This is a genomic window from Streptomyces sp. NPDC048416 (genome assembly GCF_043200435.1).
GTDB lineage: Bacteria > Actinomycetota > Actinomycetes > Streptomycetales > Streptomycetaceae > Streptomyces.
In genome coordinates this window covers 1-25846 of sequence record NZ_JBICXU010000015.1, presented here as the reverse complement: position 1 = coordinate 25846, position 25846 = coordinate 1, and the positions used below count along the sequence as shown (strand labels likewise).

20 protein-coding genes are annotated in these 25846 nt (G+C 70.9%); 12 read left to right on the top strand and 8 right to left on the bottom strand.

From position 1 onward, the window contains the following. Positions 1–56: 56 nt before the first annotated feature. Both ACGFW5_RS20055 and ACGFW5_RS20050 read left to right on the top strand, forming a co-directional pair. Positions 57–377, top strand: a complete 321-nt coding sequence (locus tag ACGFW5_RS20055; protein ID WP_393835707.1) for a TM2 domain-containing protein — start codon at positions 57–59, stop codon at positions 375–377. Between the two features lie 55 nt (positions 378–432). Next, positions 433–810 carry a DUF2752 domain-containing protein gene (locus tag ACGFW5_RS20050; RefSeq protein ID WP_393835600.1) on the top strand — a complete coding sequence of 126 codons (378 nt, stop codon included), beginning with the start codon at positions 433–435 and terminating at the stop codon, positions 808–810. A gap of 240 nt (positions 811–1050) precedes the next feature. Here ACGFW5_RS20050 and ACGFW5_RS20045 read toward each other — a convergent pair whose 3' ends face one another. After that, positions 1051–2652, bottom strand: a complete 1602-nt coding sequence (locus tag ACGFW5_RS20045; protein WP_393835599.1) for a diacylglycerol/lipid kinase family protein — start codon at positions 2650–2652, stop codon at positions 1051–1053. Positions 2653–2907: 255 nt separating this feature from the next. Continuing rightward, positions 2908–4002 (bottom strand): helix-turn-helix transcriptional regulator, encoded by a 1095-nt coding sequence (locus ACGFW5_RS20040; RefSeq protein ID WP_393835598.1) that lies wholly within the window; start codon positions 4000–4002, stop codon positions 2908–2910. 56 nt (positions 4003–4058) lie between these two features. On the opposite strand from ACGFW5_RS20040, the gene ACGFW5_RS20035 reads away from it, so the two are divergent. Beyond that, positions 4059–4526 (top strand): hypothetical protein, encoded by a 468-nt coding sequence (locus tag ACGFW5_RS20035; RefSeq protein WP_393835597.1) that lies wholly within the window; start codon positions 4059–4061, stop codon positions 4524–4526. Beyond that, the gene (locus tag ACGFW5_RS20030; RefSeq protein ID WP_393835596.1) at positions 4523–5086 is read left to right on the top strand and encodes an NIPSNAP family protein; all 564 of its coding nucleotides are present in this window, start codon (positions 4523–4525) and stop codon (positions 5084–5086) included. The genes ACGFW5_RS20035 and ACGFW5_RS20030 overlap by 4 nt, the downstream gene beginning before the upstream one ends. Before the next feature lie 541 nt (positions 5087–5627). Here ACGFW5_RS20030 and ACGFW5_RS20025 read toward each other — a convergent pair. Further along, a complete protein-coding gene (locus ACGFW5_RS20025) occupies positions 5628–6395 on the bottom strand; it encodes a polysaccharide deacetylase family protein (protein WP_393835595.1) in 768 nt (255 codons plus the stop codon). A gap of 335 nt (positions 6396–6730) precedes the next feature. Here ACGFW5_RS20025 and ACGFW5_RS20020 point away from each other — a divergent pair, with 335 nt between their 5' ends. The 6 genes from ACGFW5_RS20020 (at position 6731) to ACGFW5_RS19995 (ending at position 17884) form a co-directional block, all read left to right on the top strand. Continuing rightward, positions 6731–7273 carry an AAA family ATPase gene (locus ACGFW5_RS20020; RefSeq protein WP_393835594.1) on the top strand — a complete coding sequence of 181 codons (543 nt, stop codon included), beginning with the start codon at positions 6731–6733 and terminating at the stop codon, positions 7271–7273. A gap of 1141 nt (positions 7274–8414) precedes the next feature. Next, a complete protein-coding gene (locus tag ACGFW5_RS20015; RefSeq protein WP_393835593.1) occupies positions 8415–9899 on the top strand; it encodes a PP2C family protein-serine/threonine phosphatase in 1485 nt (494 codons plus the stop codon). 288 nt (positions 9900–10187) lie between these two features. Continuing rightward, a complete protein-coding gene (locus tag ACGFW5_RS20010; RefSeq protein ID WP_393835592.1) occupies positions 10188–11162 on the top strand; it encodes a hypothetical protein in 975 nt (324 codons plus the stop codon). A 384-nt stretch (positions 11163–11546) separates the two neighbouring features. Next, the gene (locus tag ACGFW5_RS20005) at positions 11547–13409 is read left to right on the top strand and encodes an HSP90 family protein (RefSeq protein ID WP_393835591.1); all 1863 of its coding nucleotides are present in this window, start codon (positions 11547–11549) and stop codon (positions 13407–13409) included. After that, entirely contained in the window at positions 13410–16454 is a 3045-nt protein-coding gene (locus tag ACGFW5_RS20000; RefSeq protein ID WP_393835590.1) for a hypothetical protein, read from the top strand. Between the two features lie 143 nt (positions 16455–16597). Next, a complete protein-coding gene (locus ACGFW5_RS19995) occupies positions 16598–17884 on the top strand; it encodes an MFS transporter (protein ID WP_393835589.1) in 1287 nt (428 codons plus the stop codon). 339 nt (positions 17885–18223) lie between these two features. Here ACGFW5_RS19995 and ACGFW5_RS19990 read toward each other — a convergent pair whose 3' ends face one another. The 3 genes from ACGFW5_RS19990 to ACGFW5_RS19980 form a co-directional block, all read right to left on the bottom strand. Continuing rightward, positions 18224–18892, bottom strand: coding sequence for a DUF4097 family beta strand repeat-containing protein (locus tag ACGFW5_RS19990; protein WP_393835588.1), 669 nt, complete (start codon positions 18890–18892; stop codon positions 18224–18226). 354 nt (positions 18893–19246) lie between these two features. Continuing rightward, positions 19247–20362, bottom strand: coding sequence for a glutamate--cysteine ligase (locus tag ACGFW5_RS19985; RefSeq protein WP_393835587.1), 1116 nt, complete (start codon positions 20360–20362; stop codon positions 19247–19249). A 909-nt stretch (positions 20363–21271) separates the two neighbouring features. Next, positions 21272–21844 (bottom strand): TetR/AcrR family transcriptional regulator, encoded by a 573-nt coding sequence (locus ACGFW5_RS19980; RefSeq protein WP_393835586.1) that lies wholly within the window; start codon positions 21842–21844, stop codon positions 21272–21274. Between the two features lie 64 nt (positions 21845–21908). Here ACGFW5_RS19980 and ACGFW5_RS19975 point away from each other — a divergent pair, with 64 nt between their 5' ends. After that, positions 21909–22880, top strand: a complete 972-nt coding sequence (locus ACGFW5_RS19975; RefSeq protein WP_393835585.1) for an SDR family NAD(P)-dependent oxidoreductase — start codon at positions 21909–21911, stop codon at positions 22878–22880. A gap of 337 nt (positions 22881–23217) precedes the next feature. After that, positions 23218–24021, top strand: coding sequence for an alpha/beta fold hydrolase (locus tag ACGFW5_RS19970; RefSeq protein ID WP_393835584.1), 804 nt, complete (start codon positions 23218–23220; stop codon positions 24019–24021). 676 nt (positions 24022–24697) lie between these two features. Here ACGFW5_RS19970 and ACGFW5_RS19965 read toward each other — a convergent pair. Both ACGFW5_RS19965 and ACGFW5_RS19960 read right to left on the bottom strand, forming a co-directional pair. After that, positions 24698–24859: a hydrophobic protein gene (locus tag ACGFW5_RS19965; RefSeq protein ID WP_161252934.1), complete on the bottom strand. Its 162-nt coding sequence runs from the start codon at positions 24857–24859 to the stop codon at positions 24698–24700. 290 nt (positions 24860–25149) lie between these two features. Further along, the gene (locus ACGFW5_RS19960; protein ID WP_393835583.1) at positions 25150–25566 is read right to left on the bottom strand and encodes an ATP-binding protein; all 417 of its coding nucleotides are present in this window, start codon (positions 25564–25566) and stop codon (positions 25150–25152) included. Positions 25567–25846 lie beyond the last annotated feature (280 nt).

The window sequence follows — 25846 nt, the reverse complement described above, 5'->3', positions numbered from 1 at the left end:
GCAAAGGCTAAGGTGATCGAACAAACACCCGGGTACGTCCCGGACTTCGGCCATTTCTGAGAGTGAACACCTATATGAGCGAGCAGTACCCCAACCCGTACGGAACTCCGCAGGCCGCCGGGCTGCCGCCTGCCCCGACTCCGTACGGCTACGACCCTTACGGCCGCCCGTACTCGGAAAAGTCGAAGATCGTAGCGGGTGTACTCCAGCTCTTCCTCGGCAGCTTCGGCATCGGCCGCTTCTACACCGGGCACACCGGCATGGCCCTGGCGCAGCTCTTCACCTGCGGTGGTCTCGGTGTCTGGGCGCTGATCGACGGAATCCTCTTCCTGGTCAGCGACAAGACGGACTCGGACGGTCGCGTGCTGCGTGGCTGAACGGCCTCTGCGTCGAGCGGCGCCCAGGGATCTGTTCCCTGGGCGCCGTTCGCCTGTGCCGTCGGCACTGGCGCCGGTCGTTCTCACCGCTGCCGCCGCGGCCGGCCTCGTCTACCTCTACGGCCACTCCCCGTACGACTCCGCGCAGCTGCTGCCGCGCTGCCCGTTCCACTGGGTCACCGGCCTCAACTGCCCTGCGTGTGGCGGCACTCGGATGACGTATGCGCTCCTGCACGGCGACGTGGCCGCGGCACTCCGCGCGAATCCTGCTCTCTGCGCCGCCCTTCCCTACGGCGCGTACGCATACGGCCGGTGGGCCGTGGCGCGCCTGCGCGGACACCTCCATCGACACCCGCTCGGCCCGCGTGGGGTCCGCCTGGTCCTGGGCACGGCGGTCCTCTGGACGGTGGTCCGTAACGTGCTGGGCCGCTGATCCCGGGGAGCGACGGTCTGAGGCCGGGGAGCGACGGTCTGAGGGGCGAACGCACGGCGGCCCCGCGCATCCCCGGGGGGAGGGGGATGGCGGGGCACGCAAGTCCGGGTCAAGGAGGGGGGGTTCCCGACCGCGCGGACCGTGAACTGCTTGTGCCCCCGCTCGCTCACCTCATGCGTGTGAGCTGCGCAACACCGCGCACGACCGTCGGCGCCGACACGCTGAGGCCTTCCGCGGGTCTCAGCGCAGCCACTGGTCCTGGTCGGCGGGGCGGTACAGCGTGACCGCCTGGGGCAGCTTGTCGAGCACCAGGTGCCGGTATGTGGCGTCGGTGACTTCGCCGTCGTAGGCGAAGTGCGGTTCGCCTTCCAGGACTTCGAGTTCCAGCCGGCGCACCTGGGCGGTCGTGAGCACCCGGGAACTGTGCAGGGTGCCGGTCAGGACCGCGAGCAGCAGCCGGGTGCGGGCCAGCGGGGTGCCGGCTTCCACGGCGCGCACGTCGAGCAGTCCGTCGTCGAGCTGGGTGCGGTACGTGGGCGCGAAGCCGGCGGGGTGGTAGATCCCGTTGCCCGCGAAGAGCAGCCAGATGCGACGGTGCCGGCCGTTGATGACGACCGAGAGCGGGCTGCCGGTGGCGAGGACCTTGGCCAGGCCCACGAGCAGCGCGGGCCACTTCCCGATGCGCTTCTCCAGGCGCTCCCTGGCGTGGACGAGCTCCGAGTACACGCCGATGCTGAACGTGTTGAGGAAGAGCTGTTGTTCGTCACCGCTCGGGAACGTGTCGGTGGCATGGTCCTGCGCATCCGTCTGCGCAGCCGTCTGCGTGCCCGCCTCGGGGGGCATGCCGGGGCGCGCCGGGGACGATGCGCGGCCCACGTCGGCGGTGACCGCGTCGCCTGCCCGGATCGCACGGGCGACATCGTCCATGGTCTGGTTTCCGAGGTCGGCGGCGAAGTGGTTGAAGGTGCCACCGGGGAAGACGGCGAGGGGCACGTGATGGCGGGCGGCCGTCGCGCTGCCCGCGTTGACGGTGCCGTCGCCGCCGTACACGCCGAGCGCGCCGCCTTCCGCGACGGCTCGCACGGCTGCCTGGTCGAGCAGGGCCAGCAGGTCGTCACCCGGTTCGAAGACCGTGATCACGGCTTCGGGAAGCAGTGCGCGCAGGGTCTCGACGGTGTCCTTGGACCAGGCGATCCCCGAGGACGGGTTGACCACCAGTTGCAGGCCCTTGCCCTCCTTGAGCGCGGGGGCCGGCCGGCGCGGAGGTGCGGCGGCGGCCGCAGCCTCCGGCTTCACCGGCCACCACCGGCACGTGAGGAGGGCGGCTCCCACTCCGACGAGCGCTCCGGCGGCCGCACGGCGCCGGTGGTCGAGGCCGCCCCGCGCGCGGACGTAGGCGAGACCTGTGGCGAACGGCAGCGCGGCCAGGCCGTAACGCGGGGACTCCAGGACGACGCCCGACGCGAAGGCGGCGGCCGACGCCATCGTGCTGGAGGGCAGGGAAGCGGTGCTCGGGCGGGGGAAGAGTTGGGGGAGCGCGTCCAGGACGGGCCGGGAACTGCGGGCCGCCGGTTTCGCCAAGGCGTGGTTGATCGCCGCGACGATTGCCACGGAGCCGATGCCGCGCAGCGCGGCCCGGCGTGCGCTGCGGCCGCCCGACGCTCCCAGTACGGCGGCGGCACCCAGCCACACGGCGTCGTGCTCGGCGGCCACGCGCATCAGGCGGGCAACGGTGCCTTTCCGTCCGGGACTTGTCGCGCCGAGGGCGTCGGCCGCACGGTGGGCAAGTCCTGCTGCACCCTGCGGTCCGAGCGTGCTCCGCAGCCGTCCACGTCGCTTCATGCGCTGGTCACACCTCTGCACCTAGGGATTGGCCACGTGGGGCGGGGCCGGGCCACGTCACGCCTCCACCCTACCGGGGGCGGCGATGACACTCTTCAGTGCGGCGAGCCCGGTGGCCGAAGCCCGGCGGTCTCCCTCCGGCCCGGTGGTCGAAGCCCGGCGGCCTTCCTGCGGCATGGCTTCGACGGCCAGGGTCGGGGCCGCCCGGCGGGTGATCCGCGCCCCGGCACGAGACGGGCACGGCATGCACCGCTGTCACCCCGGCCGTTCGGACAACGGGCGGGCCACGGCTTGCGGGGCCTGTGCAGACGGCGGCACGACACGGGCCCCGGTCGTCGAGGCGGCGGCCGGAGGTGCGGCGGCCTGCGGGGCGGCGGTCGTTGAGGCGGTGGCCCGCGGGGCGGCGGCCTGCGGGGGCGGTTCCTCGTAGCGCGCCGCCAGGGTCCGTACCGTCCGCGCGATGCGGTCGCGGAGTTCGGCCGGCTCCAGGACCTCGATGTCGGTGCCCAGCCGCAGAAACTCCTGGTGGGCGTGGGTGACCGATTCGATGGGCACCCGCGCCCGCGTCCATCCGCCGTCATCCGCGGGGGTCACACCCAGTCGACGGGCCCCTTCGGCAGTCACCCGCACCAGGGCCTCGCCGGTGTGGAGCCCGGCCCGGAAGTCCGCCACGGACGCGTCCCAGTGGCGGGCCAGATCGAATGCGTCCGGAATGGCGAACTCCTCGTCCAGGGGCCGGAGTTCATCGATCTGGTCGACCCGGTAGGTGCGGATGCCCGAGGGGCCCGCCGCGACCAGGTACCAGCGCCCGGCCTTGAGTACGAGTCCGTAGGGCTCCACCCGCCGCTCGATCTCCTCCGGCGCCCGCCAGCGCCGATAGCGCAGGACCACCGCGTGCCGTGCCCACACGGCGGCGGCGACCCCGGACAGATGCGGCGTGTCGTCGCCATCGCCGTACCAGCCCGGGGCGTCGAGCAGGAAGCGTCGCTGGATCAGCCCGGCGTGCTCGCGCAGTTCGGCCGGAAGCGCGGCCCGCAGCTTCAACTGGGCGGTCGCCAGCGCCTCCCCGAGGCCCAGTTCGGCGGCGGTGGAGGGCAGCGCCGCCAGGAAGGCGGCCTGCGCCTCCTGGGCGGTGAGGCCCGTCAAGCGGGTCCGGTACCCGTCGACCAGCCGGTAGCCGCCCGCGTGCCCGGCGTCGCCGTACAGCGGGATACCGGCGGTGCTCAGCGCCTCGACGTCCCGGTAGACCGTACGGACGGACACCTCCAGTTCCGTGGCCAGCTGCTGGGCCGTCATACGACCGCGGTTCTGGAGCAGCAGGAGCAGGGTGACCAGTCGGCTCGCGCGCATGCCGAGGAGTATTCACTGACATGAGGTGTCAGTGAAGGGCTCCTAACCTGCGGCGCATGAACGACTTCGACTTCCTGCACGGTTCCTGGGACGTGACCAACCGCCGCCTGACCACACCACTGGGCCCGGGGCCCGAGACGTGGGTGGAGTTCCCCGGGCATTCGGTGATCCGGTCGCTGTTCGGGGGCGCCGGAAACATTGACGAGATCACCTTCCCCACCCTGGGGCGCCAGGGCGTGACCCTGCGGCTGTTCGACCGCGACACCGAGCAGTGGTCGATCCACTGGTCGGACAGCCGCACCGGTCGCCTCGACCCGCCGGTCGTAGGCGGTTTCACGGGCGACCGGGGCGACTTCTACGGCGAGGACACCTATGACGGCCGCCCGGTCCGGGTGCACTTCACCTGGTATCGCATCGGGCCGGACGCGGCCCGCTGGGAGCAGGAGTTCTCCGCCGACGAAGGCCTCACCTGGGAGCTCAACTGGACGATGGACTTGACCCGCACCGGTGGTCCCTGCGCATGAGCGTCGTCGACATGAGCATCGTCGAACTGCGGCAGTACACTCTGCGCCCCGGCGCCCGGGAGACCCTGATCGACCTGTTCGAGCGCGAGTTCGTGGCGGGCCAGGAGGCGGTCGGGATCCGGGTGGGAGGGCGTTTTCGTGATCTCGACGACCCCGACCGGTTCGTCTGGATCCGTTCGTTCCCCGACATGACGCGGCGCCGCCGTGCTCTGGAGGCGTTCTACACCGGTCCGCTCTGGCGTGAGCACCGTGACGCCGCCAACGCCACCATGGTCGACAGCGATGACGTCCTGCTGCTGCGCGGGCCGGGCTTCGACGCGGCGCCGGGTGCCCGCGAGGTGCGGGCCACCGTCTGCCAGCCGTCCGACGCCGCGTCCTTCGCCGCGTATGCCGCCCGGCATCTCGGTCCGGGGCACGCGCTGCACCGCACCGAGCACGCCGAGAACGACTATCCCGCGCTGCCCGTCCGTACCGGTCAGGACGTCCGGGTCTGGTTCGGCGCGTCCCAGTCACCTCCGTGGCCGGTTCGCCGACTGCGACTGGGGCCCGTCACGCCTTGAGGGCGCGATCGCACGTGTGCCTGTCGGGAGGTGCCGGTTTCCCGCCGGGCAAGCCCGTGCAGATACGGGACCGCGGCAGCGGGAGGCGTAGGGGGGCCCAACTCGGGGACCCCTAGGGGGTGTCTGGTGGATCAGGGTCGGTCAGGGTGCGACGCCTGGTGCGGTGCATCGCAAGGCGCCGGAACGTCGTGATAGCGGAGCTATCGGGGCGTTTCGGCAACGCCGCGAGGTGCCGTGCCAGGCGCCGCACCCCCGGCCATGATCCACCAGACACCCCCTAGGCCTACTTCAGCTGCCCGAGGCCGCGGCAAAGACGCTCAGAACCACACGATGGAGGAGACCCTGACGGAGGCTTTCTTCGCTGCCGCGTCGGTGACCTTCACGGTCGCAGTGCGCGAGCGCCAGGCCGTGGGGCCCCGCTATGACGCCGGAGGCGGCGTCGATCGTCGGTCCGTCGGAGCGCGTGACGGGAAAGCCGGCGTCCGCAACCGCGTCCGGCTCACCGCCGTGCCGCCCCCGGCCGGGGTGGAATGGGCCCGGGTCAGTGCACCGGGAAGCCGAAGGAGTGCCCTTCCGCCTTGAGCCGGGGAAGCAGGCGGCGCAGCGCCGCCACGGTCTGACCGCGGTCGCCGCCCGCGTCGTGGAAGAGGACGGTGGGACCGCCGGGCAGTTCCCGCTCCACGGTGGCCACGATGGCGTCCGTGCCCGGTCGCTCGAAGTCCTTGCTGTCCACGTTCCAGCCGAGCGGGCGCATGCCCCGGGAGGCGGCGAGGTGGCGGCTGTAGGGCGTGAAGGCCCCGCCGGGCGCCCGGTAGTACATCGGCTGTACGCCGCCGGACGCCTTGGTGATCATGCTCTCCGCGTCGAGTATCTGCTGCGACTGGTAGGACTCGGGCGCCTTGTCCATGGTGGTGTTGTGCGAGACGGAGTGGTCACACAGCCGGTGGCCGGCGGCGACCACCTTCTTCACGAGGTCGGGATGGGCCTGCGCCTGCGTCCCCACCATGCAGAACGTGGCCTTCACGCCGTACTCCCGCAGCACGTCGAGTACTTGAGGAGTCCACACCGGGTCGGGACCGTCGTCGATGGTGATGTTGATGCCGTGGGGCCCCGCATCCGAGGAGTGGGCGATGGTCTCCTCGACGGGCTTGCTGTCACTGGCCACGGAGGCCGAAGCCTTGGGCGAGGGGGTGTCCGCGGTGCCGGCCTGCGCCGTCCACACCGAAGCGCCCGTGGCGAGCAGTGTCACCCCGACCGCCGCCCCGGTCACCTTGCCGTACCAGCCCCGCCCACCGCCGTGCCGCGCCATGTCCGCCTCTTTCACACTGTCCCGCACCGAACCCGGTCGCCGTCCGACCACCCCGCAGGACGAGTCACCCGGGCTGGGGGATGCCTCCGTTACCAATCGCGGACAATTTCGTGGGAGTCCGCGGACAACCAGGCCCGAACAGCGCGCTCCATCCGGCCACTTGGCTCGATCGCTCGCTGTCTCGCGCCGACGTCGCCGTACCTGTGGGGGCGTTGACGCAGGCAGACCAGCCCGCGTCGCCCGACACCCCCGAACTGCCACAGGGCCGGCCCCGCCTCCCCCAACCACGCAGCATCGGTTCGCGTGCTTCGACTGCTCGGTGGCAAGGTGCGGTCATGGATCAAGCAGAGGTACTGCTCATCGGTGGGCGCGCCGGCGTCGGCAAGACGACGGTGGGGTGGGAGGTCTCAACGCGTCTGCGTGCCGCGAGGGTTGCTCACTGCGTGATCGAGGGAGACATGATGGGCCAGGTCCATCCCGCTCCGGAGGGGGACCCTCGCCGCAGGATCGCCGAGCGCAATCTGACGGCGCTCTGGACGAATTACGCCGAACTCGGGTACCGCCGGCTCGTCTACACGCACACGGTGAGCGTTCTGGCCGAGAACGAGGGCATGTTCCGGCGCGCCATGGGTGCGGACATCAGGATCGTGCGCGTGGTGCTCACCGCGTCCGATGCCACGGCCCGCGAGCGGCTGACCGGTCGGGAACGAGGCTCGGAGCTGGAGCACGAGGTGGAGGGCAGCGCGCGCAAGGCGCGGATTCTGGATGAGCAGATGCCTGCGGACACGATGCGAGTGGTGACGGACGGGCGTGCCGTGGTCGACATAGCGCGTGAGGTGGTGGCCGCTACCGGCTGGCTGCCGGGCGCCACCGGGTAGGTTGCTCGCGGCGTCGTGCCGGGCCGCTACCGGATGGCTGCCGGGCGCTACCGGATCGGTTGCTCGCCGCGTCCTGTCGGGCCCGGAGGAGCTGAACGAGGCATGCGCTTACGCGCGCGACTGCCGAGGGCTGTGGTGGCTCGGGCATCCGGTAATCGTGGTAGTCGTGGTCAGGAGTGGTGGCCGGCGAGGATGACCGGCCCGGTGCCTGGGATCCAGGGCGGGGTCCTCCGGCTCGGATGCGGTGATGTCGGCTGTCGCCAGGTGGGCTTCCTCGCGTACCTGCGGGTCGGGGTGCTGAAGGTACGGTGCGATGACAGGGCGGGCCTGCGGGACGCCGTCGCTCTCCGGCCCCGTACGAGGTCTGATCCGTACGAGGTCTGCCCCGTACGAGGTCTGCCCCGTACGAGGTCTGACCCGGCCCTGCGGCCGCACGATGCCGGGGCGCCCATCCCGATGAGCCCGGCGTCAACGGCCGCAACAACTGGCTCAATTGTGGCGCTCTGTTCCACGGATATGCCATGAATGCCCGCATCCCGGGTAGGCGGCACGTGCTGGTCGGGTTCGTGCCTGTGGGCGCAGGGAACCGCGCACCTCCATATCCCGGGCACGTCCCGGCCAGCTTTCGTCCGCCGCGGAAAGTCCCGCGCCCCCGGGCTCCCAGCCGTTCCGGACCTGGGGGTTCCGTCGGCCGACCGTACCGCCGAGCCGATGCCCCAGCTGGCGGTATGTCCACGGGGCAACCCGCAGGCCGAGCCCCATGTCCCCTCGCGCCGTCCCGGTTGTTTCCCGAGCGGGCCGAGCGGGAACCGGCTGAACGGCCGCCCTCGGCAAGGGCCGCCGGGGGGCGCGGAAGGCGGTCGGCTCAGTCCTCCGCATGCCCGAGAACGTGCACGTGTTCGCGACCTGGAGGGAAAATGGCCGACATGGAGGTGAGCTGCGGGAACCGCCAAGGGATGTCGGGCCGACCGGGCCGACCGGTGCTCCGACCGGTGCTCCGACCGGTTGCGCGCGCCCTCGGCGAGACCGCGGGCGGTTCGTTCGCGAGCCCGGACGCCGCCGGGTGCTGCCCTCTGCCGACGGCGACCGCACCTGCGGCGGAAGCCCGTGCGGGGTGCGCCTCGGGAGGTGCCGGGCTGTGATGTGCGAACCCGACGACGGCACCGGGCGCCCCGAGGAAAGCGGCGAGAACCACGGGGTCGGCGCCGACCACGATGGCCGGGAGCACCAGGTCGACGCAGACCCCGGGGCAGGCGCAGACCCCGATGGTGGGGAACACGGAATCGGCGGAGAGTACGGCGTCGGCATCGGCGGAGAGCACGGCGTCGGCGCGGACCCCGATGGCGGCGACCACGGGGCCGACGGAGCGCATGGTGGCGAAGGGGAGCACGGCCCCGGCGAGGAGCTGTGGGACGACCGGGGCTCGTTCTCGGCATTGCTCGAAGACAGTGTCGAGGACCTGTACGAGAACGCCCCCTGCGGCTACGTGTCCACCCTGATGGACGGCCGGATCGCCAAGATCAATCGCACGCTGCTCGACTGGCTGGGCCACCGGCGCGAGGATCTCGTCGGCCGCAAGCGTTTCACCGACCTGCTCACCGTCGGCGGCAGGCTCTACCACGAGACCCACTTCGCCCCTCTGCTCCAGATGCAGGGCGAGGTCCGGGGCATCGCCCTGGAGCTGCGGGCCGCCGACGGCACACGTCTGCCGGTCCTGGTGACCTCCATCGTCAGGACGGGAAGCGACGGGCAACCCCTGCTGATCCGCACGACCGTGTTCGACGCGGCCGAGCGTCGCGCCTACGAGGCCGAGCTGTTGCGGGCCCGTCAGGAAGCAGAACATGAACGCGCAAGTCTGCAGCGCCTGGCCACGACGCTGCAACGGACCCTGCTGCCGCCCGCCCTGGTGGACGTGCCGGGCCTGGACATCGCCGCGTACTACCACATCGCCTCTCCCGACCGGGTGGGAGGCGACTTCTACGACTTGTTTCCCCTCAGCTCCGGCACATGGGGCATGTTCCTGGGTGACGTGTGCGGCAAGGGCGCGGCCGCGGCAGCCGTCACATCGCTCGCTCGATACACGCTGCGCGCCGCGGCCGTCTACGACCCTGATCCGGCGGCCGTGCTCGGCAACCTCAACACCGTTCTCAACCACGAGTACAACGGCATCGACCCTCGGTTCTGCACCGTGATCTTCGGTCTGCTCACCCCCGACGGACACGACGGTTTCCACATCACTCTGGCGAGCGGCGGTCACCCGCCCGCGGTTCTGCTGCGCTGCGACGGCACCGCCGACTACCTGCCCACACCCGGCGGCCAGCTCATCGGCGTCCTGCCCGACGCCGACATCGCCACCACCACGGTCCGCCTGCGCCCCGGAGAGACCCTGTTGCTCTACACCGATGGGCTCACCGAAGCCCACGCGGCCCCGTCCGGCGCCCGCTACGGCGACGAAGCGCTCCTCGACCTCGCGCAATCCCTGGCCCCCACGACCGCCACCACCCTCATCGCGGCCCTCAGCGACCTGCTCGACAGCCTCGGCACCGGTGTCGACGACGACACCGCCCTCCTGGCCATCACCGCGCCCCTCGACGGCGCCCCCGAAAAGCACCCGGGACCGCTCTGACGTTCCCTGTCCGCACCGCCGTCAGTGGCCGGCCCCGTCCTCGAACCACCCGACGACCTCCACACCCGCCACGACCCGGCGCAGCCACTCCGCGTCCCTCCCGTCCGTCCGCCCCTGTCCGTCCGCCCCCGTGCGGGCCGGATCCTGGTCGTCGCCCCCGGTGGCGTCACCCTCCGCGACGCGGGAAACAAACGTGCGATTGTCGGTGGTGCGTGATATTCACTACGACACGAGGGAGTGACCTGGGGGGTCCGAACTCCCCGTTCGCACACAACAAGGGGTGGGGACATGGCGGTGCTCCGTGACTGGGGGCTCACGCTGGGGAAGTGGGCCGGACGGCCCATCGCACGCGTACAGCGGGACTCCGGCGATCCCGATGTGGAGCGGGTGCGGAAGGCGGCCGCGGCGGCGGACTGGCCGACGGTCCGGGACGTACTCGAAGCGCGGCCCGAGAGCGAGGACCGTACGGAGCTGGTGCGGGCGGTCGGCGACACGGCCGGAGTCGAGCGCTGGATCTCCGGGATCATCGAAGCGGAACCTGATGCGCCACTCCCCCGGCTCGTAGGGGGATTCCGCTACATCAGCTGGGGGTGGGAGGCGCGCACCCGCGCCATGGCCTCCCAGGTCTCCCGCGCCCAGTTCGAACTGTTCCACTCCCGGCTGCGCACTGCCGAGCAGTGGCTGTACGAGTCGGCGGAGCGCGAGCCGCTGTGGACCTCGCCCTGGCTCGGCCTTCAGATGACCGGCCGTGGCCTCCAGGTCGGCCCGGCCGTCGCACGGCGCAGGTTCGAGGCGGCCGTGCGGCGTGATCCGTACCATCTGGGCGCGCATCAGCAGCATGTGCAGCAGGTCTGCGACAAGTGGGGCGGATCGCACGAGGAGATGCACGCCTTCGCCCGCGAGTCCGCGCTGCGAGCTCCCGGCGGAACACTGCTCGGCCAACTCGTCGCCACGGCGCACATCGAGCACTGGATCGACCACGATCCGGGCTCGCGCGGTGCGTACATGCGCAGCGCCGCGACGACCGCCTCGCTGCGGGAAGCCGCCGATCACTCCTACCGTCACCCGGACTTCGTCCGTTCGGGAGGGTGGCTTGAGGTCGTCAACACCTTCGCCATGGCCTTTTCGCTGGCCAGTGATCACGTCGGCGCACGTGAGTGCTTCGAGGCCAGCGAGGGCCGGGTCACCGCATCGCCCTGGCACTACCTCGACGACGACCCCGCGGCGGCCTACCGGGAGCAGCGCAGGTCGGCACGGCGCTGACCCGGGCCGGCGGCGCACCGGCACGCCGGCGGGCCAGGACCCCGGCTGAACCGGGACGCCCACTCATACCCATACGACGCGATCCTGGGTACGTCCCGCTCCGCGAGCCTCGCGCCGCGCCCCGCACGCCAGGTGCCGGTGCCGCAGTGCACGGGCCTCAACGGCCGTGCCCAGAACGCCAGTTGCCCATCAGCCGACCTTCCGGCCAGTCGGCTCCCCGGCGGGACGCGTTCGGGACGACGGGCCCACCCGACGTCCCGGCCGTCGGACCGTCGGTCTCCCGCCGGACGCGTTCCACGCATCCAGCAGCCTCCCCGCCCCCGCGACCGTACCCCCGCCGGTGTTCTCGCCGCCCGGGGCGCCCCCGACGAAGGACTTCACCAGGTGCCCAACTCCGAGACAGCCCACACCTTCCAGGTCGATCTGCGCGGCCTTGTCGACCTGCTCTCCCACCACCTCTACTCAAGCCCGCGCGTCTACCTGCGCGAACTGCTGCAGAACGCGGTGGACGCCATCACCGCCCGGCAGCTGCTCGAACCCGGTTCGGCCGGCAGCATCACGGTACGTACCGGCGACACCCTCACCATCACGGACACCGGCATCGGACTGACTGAGGCCGACGTCCACCGTTTCCTCGCCACCATCGGCCGCAGCTCCAAACGCACCTCCGAAGGCGGCCTTGACGGCGCCGGACTCGACTCCGCGCGTGGGGAGTTCATCGGCCAGTTCGGCATCGGACTGCTCGCGTGCTTCGTCGTGGCGGACGAGATCACGGTGCTCAGCCGCACCGCTGCCGACCCTTCGGCGCCCGCCGTCGAATGGCGCGGCCACTCCGACGGCCGCTACACCATCCGGACTCTGCCCGCCTCCGCCGTGCCGGAGCCGGGCACCACGGTGCGGCTCGTGCCGCGCGCGGACACCGCGGAGTGGACGAGTCCGGCGCAGGTCGTCTCCCTGGCCCGGCACTACGGAGGTCTGCTGCGGCACGAGGTCACCGTCGTCGGACCGCGGGGTGAGACCCACAAGGTAAACGAGACACCGCCCTGGGTGCAGAGCCACCGCTCCCCGCTGGCCCGGCGCGAGGCATTCACCGCGTACGGTCGCGCCCTGTTCGACTTCACGCCGCTCGACACCATCGAGCTCGACCTCCCCGCGGCCGGCCTGCGAGGCGTCGCATATGTGCTGCCGACACCGGTGAGCCCGGCGCAGCGAGCGGGCCACCGGGTACATCTCAAAGGCATGCTGCTCACCGACCAGGCACCCGAACTCCTCCCGGAATGGGCGTTCTTCGTACGGTGCGTGGTCGACACCACCAGTCTGCGGCCGACCGCGTCCAGGGAGGCGCTGTACGAGGACGGCACACTGTCCGCGGTGCGGGACGCCCTGGGCGAGCGGATCCGCGACTGGCTCACCGGGCTCGCCGCCAGCGACCCGTCCCTGCTGCACCGCTTCATCGACACACACCACCTGGCTGTCAAGGCGCTGGCACGCTACGACGACGAACTGCTGCACATCGTGCTGCCGTGGCTGCCGTTCGAGACCACCGACGGCAATGTCACGCTGGAGGAGTTCGCGCGGACTCATCCGGCCCTGCTGGTGACCCGCAGCGTCGAGGAGTTCCGCCAGGTCGCCCCCATCGCGGCGGCCGCCGGTCTCGGCGTCGTCAACGGCGGTTACACCTACGACCGCGACCTCGTCCACCGGTTGCCGGAGGTCCGTCCGGGCACGGTCGTCACCGATCTCGACCCGGCCACCGTCACGGCCCACCTCGACGCCGTGGACCCGTCCGCCGAACTCCGCGCCGCGGCGTTCCTCGTCGTGGCCCGTGACACCATCGCCGCCCACGACTGCGATGTCGTGCTGCGCGACTTCCAGCCCGTCACCGCGCCCGCGCTGCTCCTGGACAACCGGGAGGCGCGCCACGAGCGGACCCGGTCGAGTCTCGCCGCCGAAAGCGACGGCCTGTGGGCCGACATCCTGGGCTCGCTGCGCCAGGAGTCCCCACGCGCCCAGCTGGTCCTGAACCACCTCAACCCGCTGGTCCGCCAGGCCGTCACGATCACCGAACGGGGCCTCGCGGTCACGACGGCGGAGGCTCTGTACGGCCAGGCCCTGCTGCTCAGCCGCCGCCCGCTGCGGGCGAGCGAGAGCGCCCTGCTCAACCGGGCCTTCATGGGCCTGCTCACCCACGCCATGCACCATCCCGGCACGGCGGCCCCCGGCTCCGAGCCTCGGAAGGAACTGTAGATGCTGGACACCCCCGAGGCCGTGGTCGAGGCCCTGCGCGAGAACAACGACCGCCCGCACGGCGGGCAACGCACCATCACCGCCGAGGAACTTGTCGAGGTGGCCGAGCCGTTCGAGGAACCCGGCGTCCTCGTCACGGCTCTCCTTGAGCTGATGGCGGCGTACGAGTTCACCGGGGAACACCGTAAGTCGCCCGTCGTCTTCGCTCGGCTGCTCAAGCTCTGGGACACCGCTCCCGAGGCCTTCAGCCCGTGGGAGACCCACCAGATCTTCTGGCGCTTCAAGTGGGTGACCACCTCCCTGTTGCAGGTGCCGGAGGTGCCGCTGGCCGCGGTCAACGGCTGGATCGACCAGATGCGCACGCGCTATGCGGCGGCCGATCACGGCATGCAGCCGGTGGCGGCCATGCGCTACCACGTGGCGACGCACACGGGCGTCGGCGTGCCGGAAGCCTACGAGCTGTGGGCCACCCGCCCGCGCACCGAGCTGAGCGACTGCGAGGCCTGCGAGACCCGGCACTTCGCCGTGCACCAGGTACTGGCGGGCGATGACGGCGGAGCCCTTGAGACCTGGCGTCCGGTTTTCGACGAGGGCATGCACTGCACCGAGGAACCGCAGATGAGCCAGGCACGCGCCCTGCTCCCGCTGCTGCGTACCGGGCGTGTCGACGAGGCCCGCTCCCATCACCTCACCGGTTACCGGCGGGTCCGCGGCAATCCCGGCATGCAGGACGAGGTCGGCCTGCACCTGGAGTTCTGCGCGCTGTCCCGCAATGAGGGCCGGGGCCTGGAAATCCTCGCGGAGAACCGGTCACTGTTCGAGGCGGCCGGCGCCCCGCTGGCCCACCTCAATTTCCTCACCGGCACACAGGTACTGCTCGCGCGTCTCGTGGCGGACGGTCACGCCGGCACCGCCGTGGCAGGACCGCCCGGCCGGAACTGGACCATGGGCGAACTCCTCACCCGGGTGCGCACCGAGGCGGACCGCCTCGCCGAGGCGTTCGACGCGCGCAACGGCACCACGACGGTGGGAGAGCACCGCAGGCTGCGCCTCGCGCAGCGCCCGCTGCTCGACGCACCGCTGCCGCTCGGGCTGCGTGCCTTCCTGCCGCGCTCCGCGGCGCCGGCCAACGCGGCAGCCGTCCAGGAGCCCGCCGCCGGGCTTGAGGTTCCCGAGGAGTTCACGGCTCTGGTTCGTGAGGCACGGCGTCTGGTGAGCGTGGGCCATCCTGGCGCCGCTCGGCTGTGGCTGCGCGTCGACCAACGGCTCACCGACGGCTCCGCCGCGCACGACGACCGGCTCGGCCCGGCGGACCTGCTGCGGGCCGAGCTCGCGGAACATCGGGCGTACGCGCTCTCGCGGGAGGACCGCGTCGCCGAAAGCATCAGTGAACTGGAGCGGGCGGCCACGCTGTTCGAGCAGCTGGGGATGGACTGGCACGCGCTCTCCGCTCGCACTCGGGTGCTCGCCTGGTCCACTGCCCTTGACGACGTCCCTGACGGCGGGGCTCCGCAGCACGGCGACGGCACGGGCCACGGCGCCGAGCGGTTGGCCGAGGAGACGATCCGGGCCGGTGTCGACGAAGCCCTGCGCGCTGCGGAACGCCTCAGGAACGAGGACCCGTTCACGGACGGCAGCCGCGGAGAAGGGCGAGAAGGAGGAGAAGGGGACGTCGCGCCCGCGGCCCACGGTGACGCGGAACGCGTCCGTGCGTACCTCTCGGTGCTGTACTCCTGCACCTTCGCCGCGTACCAGGACCTGCGCAGGCAGCTGCCCGATCCTGCCGGCTCCGCCGTGGAACGGTTCGAGGCCATCGCGCGGATTCTGCACACCGAGGCGGAACGCCTGTCCGTCCCTCATCAGGTCGCCGGCGCACGGCAGTTCGTCGCGGACCTGGCCGGCCGCAGGGGCGACACCGAGCGCGCCGTTGCGGAACTGCGCGCCTCACTGAAGGACGTGGAGGCCTCCGCCCAGCCCTGGCGCGCGATACGCCCGCGCGCCCTGCTCGCCCAGTTCCTCGTCTCCTTGGACGAACCGGCCGAGGCCAAGGAGCTGATGCACCAGGCGATGGCGGGCGCGGTCCGTTACGACGACACGCCTTTCGCGCTGGGTCCCGCGCACGCGCTGCTCGGCCGTGCCGCATCGCACCTCGGGGACTTCGCCGGAGCCGTACGCCACTTCTCGGAGGCGGCCGCCCGGTTCGACCAGGACGCCCAGCACGGCGAGGCCGCCGATGCGCGGCTCCAGCTCGCCGATGTCCTGGCCCGCGGCGGCCGGCAGGCCGATGCCGTCGCCGTACTCGAATCCGTCCTCGGCGACGAAGCGGCCTCCTGCGTCGACGAACGGCTGCTCGCCCAGACCCGGTTGCTGCTGGCGCGCGGGTTGCGCGAGCTGGAGGAATTCCTTCCCTCGGCCGAGGAGTTCCTACGGCTCGCGGACACCGTCGCCGGGTGGGAGGACGAAAGCGCGCTCTACACCATGGTGGTGGCGGAGACCGCCACCGCGCTCGCGATGGCCGACCGCTGGGACGCGGCGGGCACGGTGTACGAGCGCGCCCTCGCCGCGCACGCCGAGGCGCCGAACCCGTCCGTGATCGCGCACATGATGTGCGAGTTCGCGCGGCTCGGCATGCTGTTCCACGGAGCCGACGCGCTGGACACGGCCCTGGACCACCTGTCCCGGGCCGAGGCGATGGTGACTCAAGTGCCGGATGACGAACCGGACTTCGAGCCGTGGGCACAATCCGGCGCCGTACACTACCGCCGTGCCCGGGTGCTCGCCGACGCGGAACAGTTCCCGAAGGCGCTGGCCGAGGCGGAGGCCGCCATCGCCCGTTACGAACAGGGCGGCGAGCACGGTGAAGTGCCGCGCGCGGAAGCCGAACGCGTCGCCGCGCTGATCGAGGGCAAGGGCCTCGGCCGCCGCAAGGAAGCCATCGGCCGCCTGTACACGGCGGCGACACGTGCGCGCAAGGCGGACCTCACCGAGGCCGCCCAGAGCCTCGATGCCCTGCGCCGCGACTTCGAGAGACGGCAGGAAGGCTGAGCCCTGCCGGCCGGCCCCCGCCCGCACCCCGCGGGGGCCGGCCCTCGCCCCGGGGCGGGCCGCCGGGGCTCCCGCCCGTACGCCTTCCCGTGACGGGTCCCGCCGGGGCATCCATCCCTCAAGTTCATCCTGGAGGTCGACCAGTGGGTCGTCGAAAACCTGGCCCAAAGCCCCGCGGGGGGCTCAAACACGCCTTGATCGATGTGGCCCCGTTACGCTCGTCCCCAGCGTTCCGGCGGCTGTGGACGGGCCAGACGCTGTCCGGCTTCGGCAGTCAGATGACACTCGTCGCCGTGATGTTCCAGATCTGGCAGACGACAAAGAGCACCGCCTGGACCGGCGCCGTCGGACTGGCACAGGCGATACCGCTCGTCGTCCTCGGACTCTTCGCCGGAGCACTCGTCGACCGGGTGGACCGCCGGGCGTTCTATCTGCTCACGACCAGCGGCCAAGCCGTGTGTTCGCTTCTTCTCGCGCTTCAGGCCGTCCTCGGACGGTTTCCCGGCGCCGGGGTGCTGGGACTGCTCGCGCTCCAGTCCTGCTTCGTCGCGGGCAGCGGTCCTGCCTCGCGGACTTTCCTTCCTCGCCTTCTGCCCGAGAATCAACTCGCCGCGGGCCTCGCGCTGGGACGCGTCTCCTTCCAGGGCGCCATGCTGATCGGTCCCGCGCTGGGCGGAATGACCGTGGGAATGCTGGGAGTTGGCGGCTGCTACCTGCTGGACGCCCTGACGTTCGTCGCCGCGCTGTACGGTGCGCTCGGCCTGCCGCGGATGAAGCCCGGCGCCGAACCCGCGCGGCCCGGCCTGCGCGGAGTGGTGGACGGTCTCGCCTTCTTGGGCCGCACTCCCGTCATTCGCGGGGCCCTGCTGACGGACCTGGCCGCCACCGTCCTTTCGATGCCCATCAGCCTGTTCCCCCTGGTCAACGCCGAACGATTTGGTGGTGACCCGCGCACGCTGGGGCTGTTCCTCACAGCCCTGGCCGTCGGCGGCGTCGCCGCGTCCGTCTTCTCCGGAACCTTCACCCGGCTTCCCCGCCCCGGCCTGGTCATGCTGGCCGGGTCCGCCACGTGGGGCGTGGCGTTGACCCTGTTCGGGCTGTCATCCGAGCCATGGGCCGGGTTGGCCTTCCTCGTCGTGGCCGGGGCCGCCGACACCGTCTCCGTCGTGTCCCGGAGCACCGTGATCCAGAAGCACACGCCGCACCAACTGCTGGGCCGCACGGGCGCCGTGGAACAGATGGTCGGCCAAGCGGGCCCCGATGTCGGCAACATGCGCGGCGGCCTCGTCGCGGACGCCACCTCGGGGACGGCGGCCCTCGTCAGTGGCGGTCTGCTGTGCCTCGCCGCCGTCGCCGTGGTGGGCGCCTGCACGGCGGACCTGCGCAGCCGTGCGGCGGGAGCGCCGGTGGACACCCGAGCAGAGAAGTGAGCCGCGGTGTCGTAGCGTACGGCGGCTCATCGGGTACGGGGCCCGGGAGCGTACGGCTAGGGGGTGTCTGGTGGATCAGGGTCGGTCAGGGTGCGGCGCCTGGTGCGGTGCATCGCAAGGCGCCGGAACGTCGTGATAGCGGAGCTATCGGGGCGTTTCGGCAACGCCGCGAGGTGCCGTGCCAGGCGCCGCACCCCCGGCCATGATCCACCAGACACCCCCTAGGTCCGGCGCCCCATGTGGGGCCTCGCCGTACTGCCTCCACGCCCGAGTCGCTTGTCCCGCGCGGCACCGGGCTGTCCGCGGGCGCGGCGACGGCGCATGTGGTGTGCCTGCCATTCAGAGGCTGCGGGCGGTGATGTCGCCGTACGCGGTGGTGGCGTTGATGTTCAGCTCCGCGGCCGCGCCCTCGGTGTTGTTCAGGGCGTTGTGGATGCGGCCGTGGGACGTGCCCGCGTCCAGGGTGGCGGAGGCGCCGTGGGCGGCGCCGACCGAGATCTTGCCGGATTCGGTGCGCAGGGTGAGGGTGCCGTGCAGGGCCTCGGCGATGTGGATGTCTCCCGCTGCCACCCTGATCTCGCTGTCCCCGGCCAGTCGGCCGACCGAGACGTCTCCGGCGTGGACGGTGAGGCGCAGGCTCGCGGCCTCGTCGATCTGAGCGGTGCCGTGGGCGCCGTCGAAGGTCACGTCGCCGAGCCGGCCGACGGTGCGGAACTCGGCGCTGCCCGCCGTGGCCTCGACGCGGGAGCCCGCGGGCAGGTGAAGGGTCACGTCGAGGGAGCCCGTGGCGCCGAAGTACTGGTTTTTCACCGGGGTCTCGATCCGCAGCACTCCGTCGGAGTGGACGACCGTGGTCTGTTCGGCGGCCTTCACGTCGCGGCTCTTGGCGGCGTCGGCGGCCTTCACCTCGACGGCGACGGGGGCCTGGTCGGCCGCGACGATCCGGACACGGCCGGCCGGGATGGCGAGGAAGGCGGTGACCGGGGTGGTGATGTCGAACTTCTGCATGGTGTGCTCCCGCGACTCGTTGTCTTCTGCGGCTCTGTTCGCCGCGTTGTGGTGATGAGAGTGCGCGGGGCGGGTTTCAGCGGGGCATCACCTCGGTTTCAACCGGCTTCAGTCGGCTTCAGTCGGTTTCAGTTGGCTCCAACCGGCTTCAGTCGGCTTCGGACGACGAGCGGGGCCGGGCGGCCAGGGCCTCTCGTTCGGAACAGGCCGGGCTCGGCTCGTGCGGGACGGCCGTCCGCCGATTGCGCCGCCCCCGCCTCACGCCGGTTGCGCCGCCCCGCCTCCTGGACGAAGAGCCGCCATCCACCAGCGGCGTGGTCAACTGCCCGGGAACGCAAGCCGGAGGGGCGCGGGTCAGTCGGATGTGCTTTCGGTGATGAGGGCGATCAGGCCGGCCGTTCCGTCGCAGGCCACGGCCTGTCGTTGACGTTCGGCCCCGGTGCCGTCTCGCAGCAGACGCTGGACCTGGGGAAGTACGTACTGGTCGTCGCCGCGGGCCGCCAGGGACGGGGCGATGTGGTGCAGGAGCATCGACACGGCTTCCGCTGCGGGCAGCGCGTTGCCCCGGGGGCCCAGGAGCGTACCGGTCAGGCCGTGGCGGGCCGCCTGCCACGTGGCCGCTCGCAGTTGCTCGGGCGGGGCCACCTGCTCCGCCTCCTTCGCCCGGTACGCGTCGATGGCGGTGGCGGCGAGGGCCCGTACGATGCCGGCGAACATGACGGCTTCGTCCACACCGAGCTGAACGTCCAGACAGCGCACTTCGACGGTCGGATACCGCTCGGACGGCCGTGCTCCCCAGTACAGCTGGCCCGTGTCCATGATCACCCCGCTGGCGATGAGAGCGGCGATGCGTCGCTCGTAGTCACCGAGGTCGGTGAAGTGCGGTGGGGGCCCGCCCACGGGCCAGCGGTTGAACACCATGGTGCGCCAGCTGGCGAATCCGGTGTCGTTGCCGTGCCACAGAGGCGAGTTCACGGACATGGCCGTCAGGGTGGGAAGCCAGGCCCGCATCCTGTTGAGCACGGCGACGGCGGTGTCGCGGTCCGGCACCCCCACATGGACGTGCATTCCGTTGATCAGTTGCTCGTCCACCAGCAGCCCGGCCCGTCGGTGCAATTCCCGGTAACGCGGATCGGCGGTGACCGGCACGTCGGGACCCGGGCTGTCCAACGGCGCCGCCGCCACCGTGGCCAGTCGGCACCCGTGCCGGCCGGCCGCCTCGCCCAGGGCGTGCCTCAACCGCAGGAGGTGGCCGCCCAGTTGGGTCAGGTCGGTGCACACCGGCGTCGCCGCCTCGACCTGCGCCTGGAGGAGTTCGGGCTGCACCTCCCCTTCGTCCGTGATCGCCTTCAGGCCCACCTCCTGGCGGACCTCCTCCGACAGGGGCACGGGCGTGCCGGTGACGGGATGGAGCAACAGGTACTCCTCCTCGACGCCGAGGCTGATCGCCTCGTTCAGTCCCATGGCCATGTGTATCCGTCCTGCGTCCACTTCCAGAGATGGCGCTGCCTTGCTGCCCGGCGTGTGTGGATCCCTTCTCGTCCGCACGCGAACGGGTCGGGAACAGCGGCCCGGCTCGTGGCCTCCTGGTCCATGCTGTCGGACTGCCCTGCGACAAACCAGTGAAAACCGGGCGCGCGTGGTGGGGGGCCACATAGGTGAGCCTCGGCCGTTGAAGCGTCTTTTTCGTCCGCTGAAGTGTCTTCTTCGTCCGTTCGGACGGCCGCGAGCCGTCCCTGCGAGGTCACCGCGGCCGCCCATGGACCGAGCGGGGTACCGGTGCGGGGCGCGCCGGGCCGCCCGGGCCCGCCACGCGACGTCCCGGGGAGGCATGGATCGGCGAGGTATCCACCAGGCAGCAGAACACATGCGAGGGTCCACGGGTGAGGCGAAGGGCCGATCACGCGATGTGTACGGTGCGGTGTCCCAAGTGGCCGCGATGGTGCGCCAGGGGCCGGCCCTGCATACGCGCGGGGTCTTCTTTGACGGAGATCTCGCCGTGCGGGGAGACGCGGCGTGGGGTGTCGACTGGCTCGCCACACCCGGAAGCCATCCGGTGACGGGCCGCTGGTCACGCGCCTGTGACTCGCAGCGATATCTGTCACTTCGCAGCGGTATTTGTCACTGACCGTCGGTAGTCGCCAACTGATGAGGAGCGGCTAATGTCCTGTCGCATGGCTGATGGCGGATTGTCACTCCGCGTCATCCGCGCTGTCGGATGCTCACCGTTTCGCGTGCCGGGCGGGGCGTCGTGTCTCGCTCAGGTGGTTTGATCTCACTCCGTAGGCCGCGTTCTCATCGTTCCTGCCGCGGCCGCTTGCGGCTGTGCGCGAGGGCCGGAGGTACCGGCTCTGGGCACAAGCGGTACGCCGCATGTCTTCAGTGCACCAGGAGCTCGATGGCTACCTTCAGGCGCTCAAGGTAGGACTCCCGCGTTGCGGCCTGGTGCTTGAGGCCGATCGATGCGCTGATCATCGTCTGTGCGACGGGGGCGGCCGTCTCTTGTCCTGACTCGGCGGCGATCGCATCGGTGATCAATTCCTCGAAACGTCGTGGAGCGGTCTGTGCGATCTCTCCGAGGAGGTCGGGGTTGTCCGCCACGACCAGGGCGATATCGCGTGCCGGCGGCCCGACGTAGCGGCCCGCCCATTGGTCGAAGGCTTCGACGAGGCGTTCCGCAAGAGGGCGGTCGGCATCGGCCAGGACGTCTTCGACCACGGCGATGTCGCGTTCCAGGGCCTGGGTCGCGGCGGCACGGAACAGTGCCTCTTTCGAGGAGAAGAGGAAGTAGAGCCCGGGGCGGGAGATGTGCGCAGCCCGCGCCACTTCCTCCATCGAGGTCTTCCGGTAGCCGAATCGAGCGAACGTCGCGAGAGCGGAGTCCAGGACCGTGGTCCGACGGTCGGTATCGGTGGTTGGCGACGACAGGGGGCCGGCCGCGGGGCTGCTCATGGGGCGAGCATAGGAGCGGGAACCTAGCTATACAAGTTCAGTCTAGTGTGTATAGCCTGGCTGTATGACGGTTCGCGAACCTCTCTCCACGACCTTCACTGCCTCCAGCACGGCGGACGAGGTGGTGCGCAGCGTCGACCTCACCGGCATCCGCGCAATCGTGACGGGAGCTTCCTCCGGGATCGGAATCGAGACGGCGCGCGCGTTGACCGCAGCTGGGGCACAAGTGACGCTCGCCGTGCGGAACACGGCTGGGGGCGTTGCCGTCGCCGGAACGATCGAGAGCTCGACCGGAGGGATCCGCCCCCGCGTCGTCCGTCTGGACCTCGCCGACAGGGCCACCGTCACGTCGTTCGTCGACGCATGGAGCGGCCCGCTTCACCTGCTGGTCAACAACGCGGGCGTGGTCACCGGTGGCCTCGAACGGACCTGTGAGGGCTGGGAGTTGCAGTTCGCGACGAACCATCTGGGTCACCTCGCACTCGCCATCGGGCTGCACCGCGCCCTGGCCCTCGGAGCGTCCGAGCGCGACGGGGCACGGATCGTCTCGGTCAGTTCGACGGCGCACATGCGTTCCGGCATCGACTTCGACGACCTCCACTTCGAGCGGCGCAGCTATGACCCGCAGATCGCCTACGCCCAGTCGAAGACGGCGAACTCCCTGTTCGCCGTCGAAGCGACCCGCCTGTGGGCGTCCGACGGCATCGTCGCCAACGCGGTGAACCCCGGCGGCGTCGCGACGGGTCTGCAACGGAACTTCACCGCGCAGCAGAAACAGTCACTCGACGCAGCCGAGGCCGCCGGAGTCTTCAGGTACAAAACGGTCCAGCAGGGAGCCGCCACCACCATGGTCGCGGCCGTCGCCCCGCAGTTCGCCCACTTCGGAGGCCACTACCTCGACGACTCGCAGGAGGCCTACACCGTGCCGAACGACGCCGACCTCGCGCAACACCCGCACGGCGTCAAGGAATGGGCGCTCGATCCCGCTGCCGCCGAGCGCCTGTGGGCGGTCTCGACCGACCTGCTCCGCACCTGACCTCCCGGCGCCACGACCCCCCGGCGCCCGACTGCCCAGACAGCGACGAGCCGACCGCCCCGGATTCCGCGGAAACCATGCGCACTGAGAATCCCGCGTCAAGCCCTCTCACTCCACCTGGCAACCCCGCGGCCCACCACAAGATCCACGGACAGACTCAACGCGACGGGACAGCTGGCCTGCGGGACGGATTCGACACGTCGGTGGATGGCGACGTGGAGGTCGGACCGGACGGGCATGGTGTGCCCGGTCTGAGACCTCGGCGGCTTCCCGGTCCTGGAGGCGGCCGCCTTGTTGAAGGTTTCGCGGGGAGATCTCCGCGCGCTAGGGTGCCGCGGTGACGTGGACCGAGCGTGTGGTTGAGCGGGAGGGCGTGCGGCTTGTATGCCGGGACTGGGGCGGGGACGGGCCAGGGCTGGTGCTGTTGCACGGGCTGGCCGGCCATGCGGGTGAGTGGGATGTACTGGCAGGCCGCCTGAGCTCTGCGTATCGGGTGGTCGCAGTCGACCAACGCGGTCAAGGCGCCAGCGACCGCTTCCCTCCTGACGTCACCAGGGCGGCCTTCGTCCATGACGTCGTCGCCGTGGCAGACCAGCTGGGCCTGGAGCGCGTTGTCCTTGTCGGACAGTCGATGGGTGGACACGCGGCCATCCTGGCCGCCGCGAGGCATCCTGAGTTGGTCCGCGCGCTGGTGGCCATCGAAGCCGACGTGGCCGCTCCCGACCCCGAATGGCCGACTCACATCCGCCGGTGGTTCGACTCGTGGCCCGCTTCTTTCCCCTCGCGCGATGCTGCGGTCCAGTTTTTCGGCGGCGGAGCGGTCGGCATGGGCTGGGCGGACGGCCTGGAGGAACGCGGTGGGCAATGGTGGCCCCGCTTCGACCGGGACGTGATGGTTCAGTCCGTGGAGGACGCCGCCAAGCACTCCTTTGTGCACGAGTGGGAGTGCGTCACCTGCCCCACTCTGCTCATGCTGGCCCAGTCGAGCTTCATCCCGCCTGCACGGGTCGATGAACTGATGCGCCGCCGCGTCCCGACCATGTCCGTCAGCGTTCGCGAGACCCATCATGACCTGCACCTGGAGCAACCCGACATCGTGTACGGCCTGATCTCCCAATTCCTCGCCGGTCTATCTGCGTAGAGACGCGTTGGGGCCTCCGGCGGTGTGGCCGCGTTCAGCCGGCCGCTTGCTGGATCGAGCTCAGCGCTGCCAACCAGCGCGGTATTCCGCCAACCACTGGTGAAGGTCGCCACTCGCGGTCGCGTGCTGTCGCTTATCGCTGGATGCCAGGTCAGACTCCCCCCTCCGTGACAGTTATCGCTGAGAGTCACACGCGCCCTGGGGCTGCCGGACGCGTTGCCGGACGGTGCGGGCATCGCGCCGCGGACGGCGGACGCGCAGGGCCGCGCCTTGGATCTGCTGATGACGTCGGCGGGCAGCGGTGGGCTCGGCCGGCACGTCCCGCGACTGCGCCGACGCGCGACCGCCGGACCGTACTCGACGCTGCTGGGCTACCAGGCCGGGGCCCGTAGCAGCGTGGTGGCCGCGTTCCCCGCGTCGGGCGCCCCGCCCGTCCCGGCTACACCCCGGGGCGTCGCCCGAGCCCGCGGCGCGGCTCACACGCCGCCCGGTCGGGTTCGTGCCGACATTGGAACTCCGCGCACGGGCCAATATGCCGTTGGAGTCGTTTTCCGGGCCGCCATGCGGCTTTCCGCATCAGTTCGGCTTTTCTTCGCATCGGCATACGTGTGGGCTCCATACCGATTCTCACGGTATGGAGCCCACACGCCGAATGGCGCTGACGGCCGGCCTGTGGCTACCAGCGATACCAGCGGCCACTTCCACCCTTGGGACGGGCGATGAACCCGACCAGCCATACGACCAGCACGATCACCGCGATCCACCACAGTGCCTTCAGCGCGAAACCCGCACCGAAAAGGATCAGAGCCAGCAGAAGAACGAGAAGCAGGGGAACCATAGTTATCAACCTCCGAGCCATCGAATGCCCCGTGCCGACCGGCCCACACACCCGCGATGCATCTGTTTACAAAAAACTTATGCGGGAATTCTCATTCCCCTCGTGAGCACTGCCGCTTCCCCTGTGCCCGGCGGCCACCCCGGGGTAAGGCGGTGTATAGCGACGGATGCCCGGAACCAAGCCGGATGCCCGGAACCAAGACGGCGCTCTCCTGTCCGGCGGGCAACGGAACGTCCGCGCCGGCCGCGATCCGTACGGCAGCGGCTCCGGCGCGCGGCCGCGTCGTCGCGTCAGGTGGCCGTCGCCTCGCCGGCCTCGTCGTCCACCAGGGCAATGGACGCCTTGATGCGCTTGCCCACCGGCTCGCGGTGCACCTCGAAGCTGCGGCACACCGCCATGACGATCTCCAGGCCGTGCCGGCCGATCCTCGCCGGGTCGGGCGCCAGGACCAGCGGCAGCGTCGTACCGCTGTCCCACACGGTGACCTCCACCGCCCCGTCATCGACCGCCAGCGTCAGCGAGCAGGGCCCCGGCGCGTACTTGCGGGCATTGGTCACCAGCTCGCTCACCACCAGCTGGACCGCGCCCATCGCCCGCGCCCACACCGGCACCCCGTACACGGCCTGCAACGATGCCAGGAAATCCCGGGCCATGGCCCGGGCGGACGCAATGTCCTCGCTCCCATCGAACACGGCCGAAGCCGTCATCCCGCAGCCCACACGAGGCCGCTGGTCCTCATTTCGCACAGCCAGAAACATCCGGTCCGCCTCACTGCCGAAGCGCCACATCAACCTCCCGCGCATACCCCCGGAACGCGCTCCCACACTCCCCCACCGAAAAAGGGACCAGCGCTCGCCGACGCGACCACGACAGGGAGGTGGACGACGCCGGACGGGCTAGGGGGTGTCTGGTGGATCATGGCCGGGGGTGCGGCGCCTGGCACGGCACCTCGCGGCGTTGCCGAAACGCCCCGATAGCTCCGCTATC

Excerpts from the sequence above, each read along its gene's own strand:
- ACGFW5_RS20045 (WP_393835599.1), bottom strand. The coding sequence starts at position 2,652 with ATGAAGCGACGTGGACGGCTGCGGAGCACGCTCGGACCGCAGGGTGCA.
- ACGFW5_RS20040 (WP_393835598.1), bottom strand. The coding sequence starts at position 4,002 with ATGCGCGCGAGCCGACTGGTCACCCTGCTCCTGCTGCTCCAGAACCGC.
- ACGFW5_RS20035 (WP_393835597.1), top strand. The coding sequence starts at position 4,059 with ATGAACGACTTCGACTTCCTGCACGGTTCCTGGGACGTGACCAACCGC.
- ACGFW5_RS20030 (WP_393835596.1), top strand. The coding sequence starts at position 4,523 with ATGAGCGTCGTCGACATGAGCATCGTCGAACTGCGGCAGTACACTCTG.
- ACGFW5_RS20025 (WP_393835595.1), bottom strand. The coding sequence starts at position 6,395 with ATGGCGCGGCACGGCGGTGGGCGGGGCTGGTACGGCAAGGTGACCGGG.
- ACGFW5_RS20020 (WP_393835594.1), top strand. The coding sequence starts at position 6,731 with ATGGATCAAGCAGAGGTACTGCTCATCGGTGGGCGCGCCGGCGTCGGC.
- ACGFW5_RS20015 (WP_393835593.1), top strand. The coding sequence starts at position 8,415 with ATGTGCGAACCCGACGACGGCACCGGGCGCCCCGAGGAAAGCGGCGAG.
- ACGFW5_RS20010 (WP_393835592.1), top strand. The coding sequence starts at position 10,188 with ATGGCGGTGCTCCGTGACTGGGGGCTCACGCTGGGGAAGTGGGCCGGA.
- ACGFW5_RS20000 (WP_393835590.1), top strand. The coding sequence starts at position 13,410 with ATGCTGGACACCCCCGAGGCCGTGGTCGAGGCCCTGCGCGAGAACAAC.
- ACGFW5_RS19990 (WP_393835588.1), bottom strand. The coding sequence starts at position 18,892 with ATGCAGAAGTTCGACATCACCACCCCGGTCACCGCCTTCCTCGCCATC.
- ACGFW5_RS19985 (WP_393835587.1), bottom strand. The coding sequence starts at position 20,362 with ATGGCCATGGGACTGAACGAGGCGATCAGCCTCGGCGTCGAGGAGGAG.
- ACGFW5_RS19980 (WP_393835586.1), bottom strand. The coding sequence starts at position 21,844 with ATGAGCAGCCCCGCGGCCGGCCCCCTGTCGTCGCCAACCACCGATACC.
- ACGFW5_RS19975 (WP_393835585.1), top strand. The coding sequence starts at position 21,909 with ATGACGGTTCGCGAACCTCTCTCCACGACCTTCACTGCCTCCAGCACG.
- ACGFW5_RS19965 (WP_161252934.1), bottom strand. The coding sequence starts at position 24,859 with ATGGTTCCCCTGCTTCTCGTTCTTCTGCTGGCTCTGATCCTTTTCGGT.
- ACGFW5_RS19960 (WP_393835583.1), bottom strand. The coding sequence starts at position 25,566 with ATGACGGCTTCGGCCGTGTTCGATGGGAGCGAGGACATTGCGTCCGCC.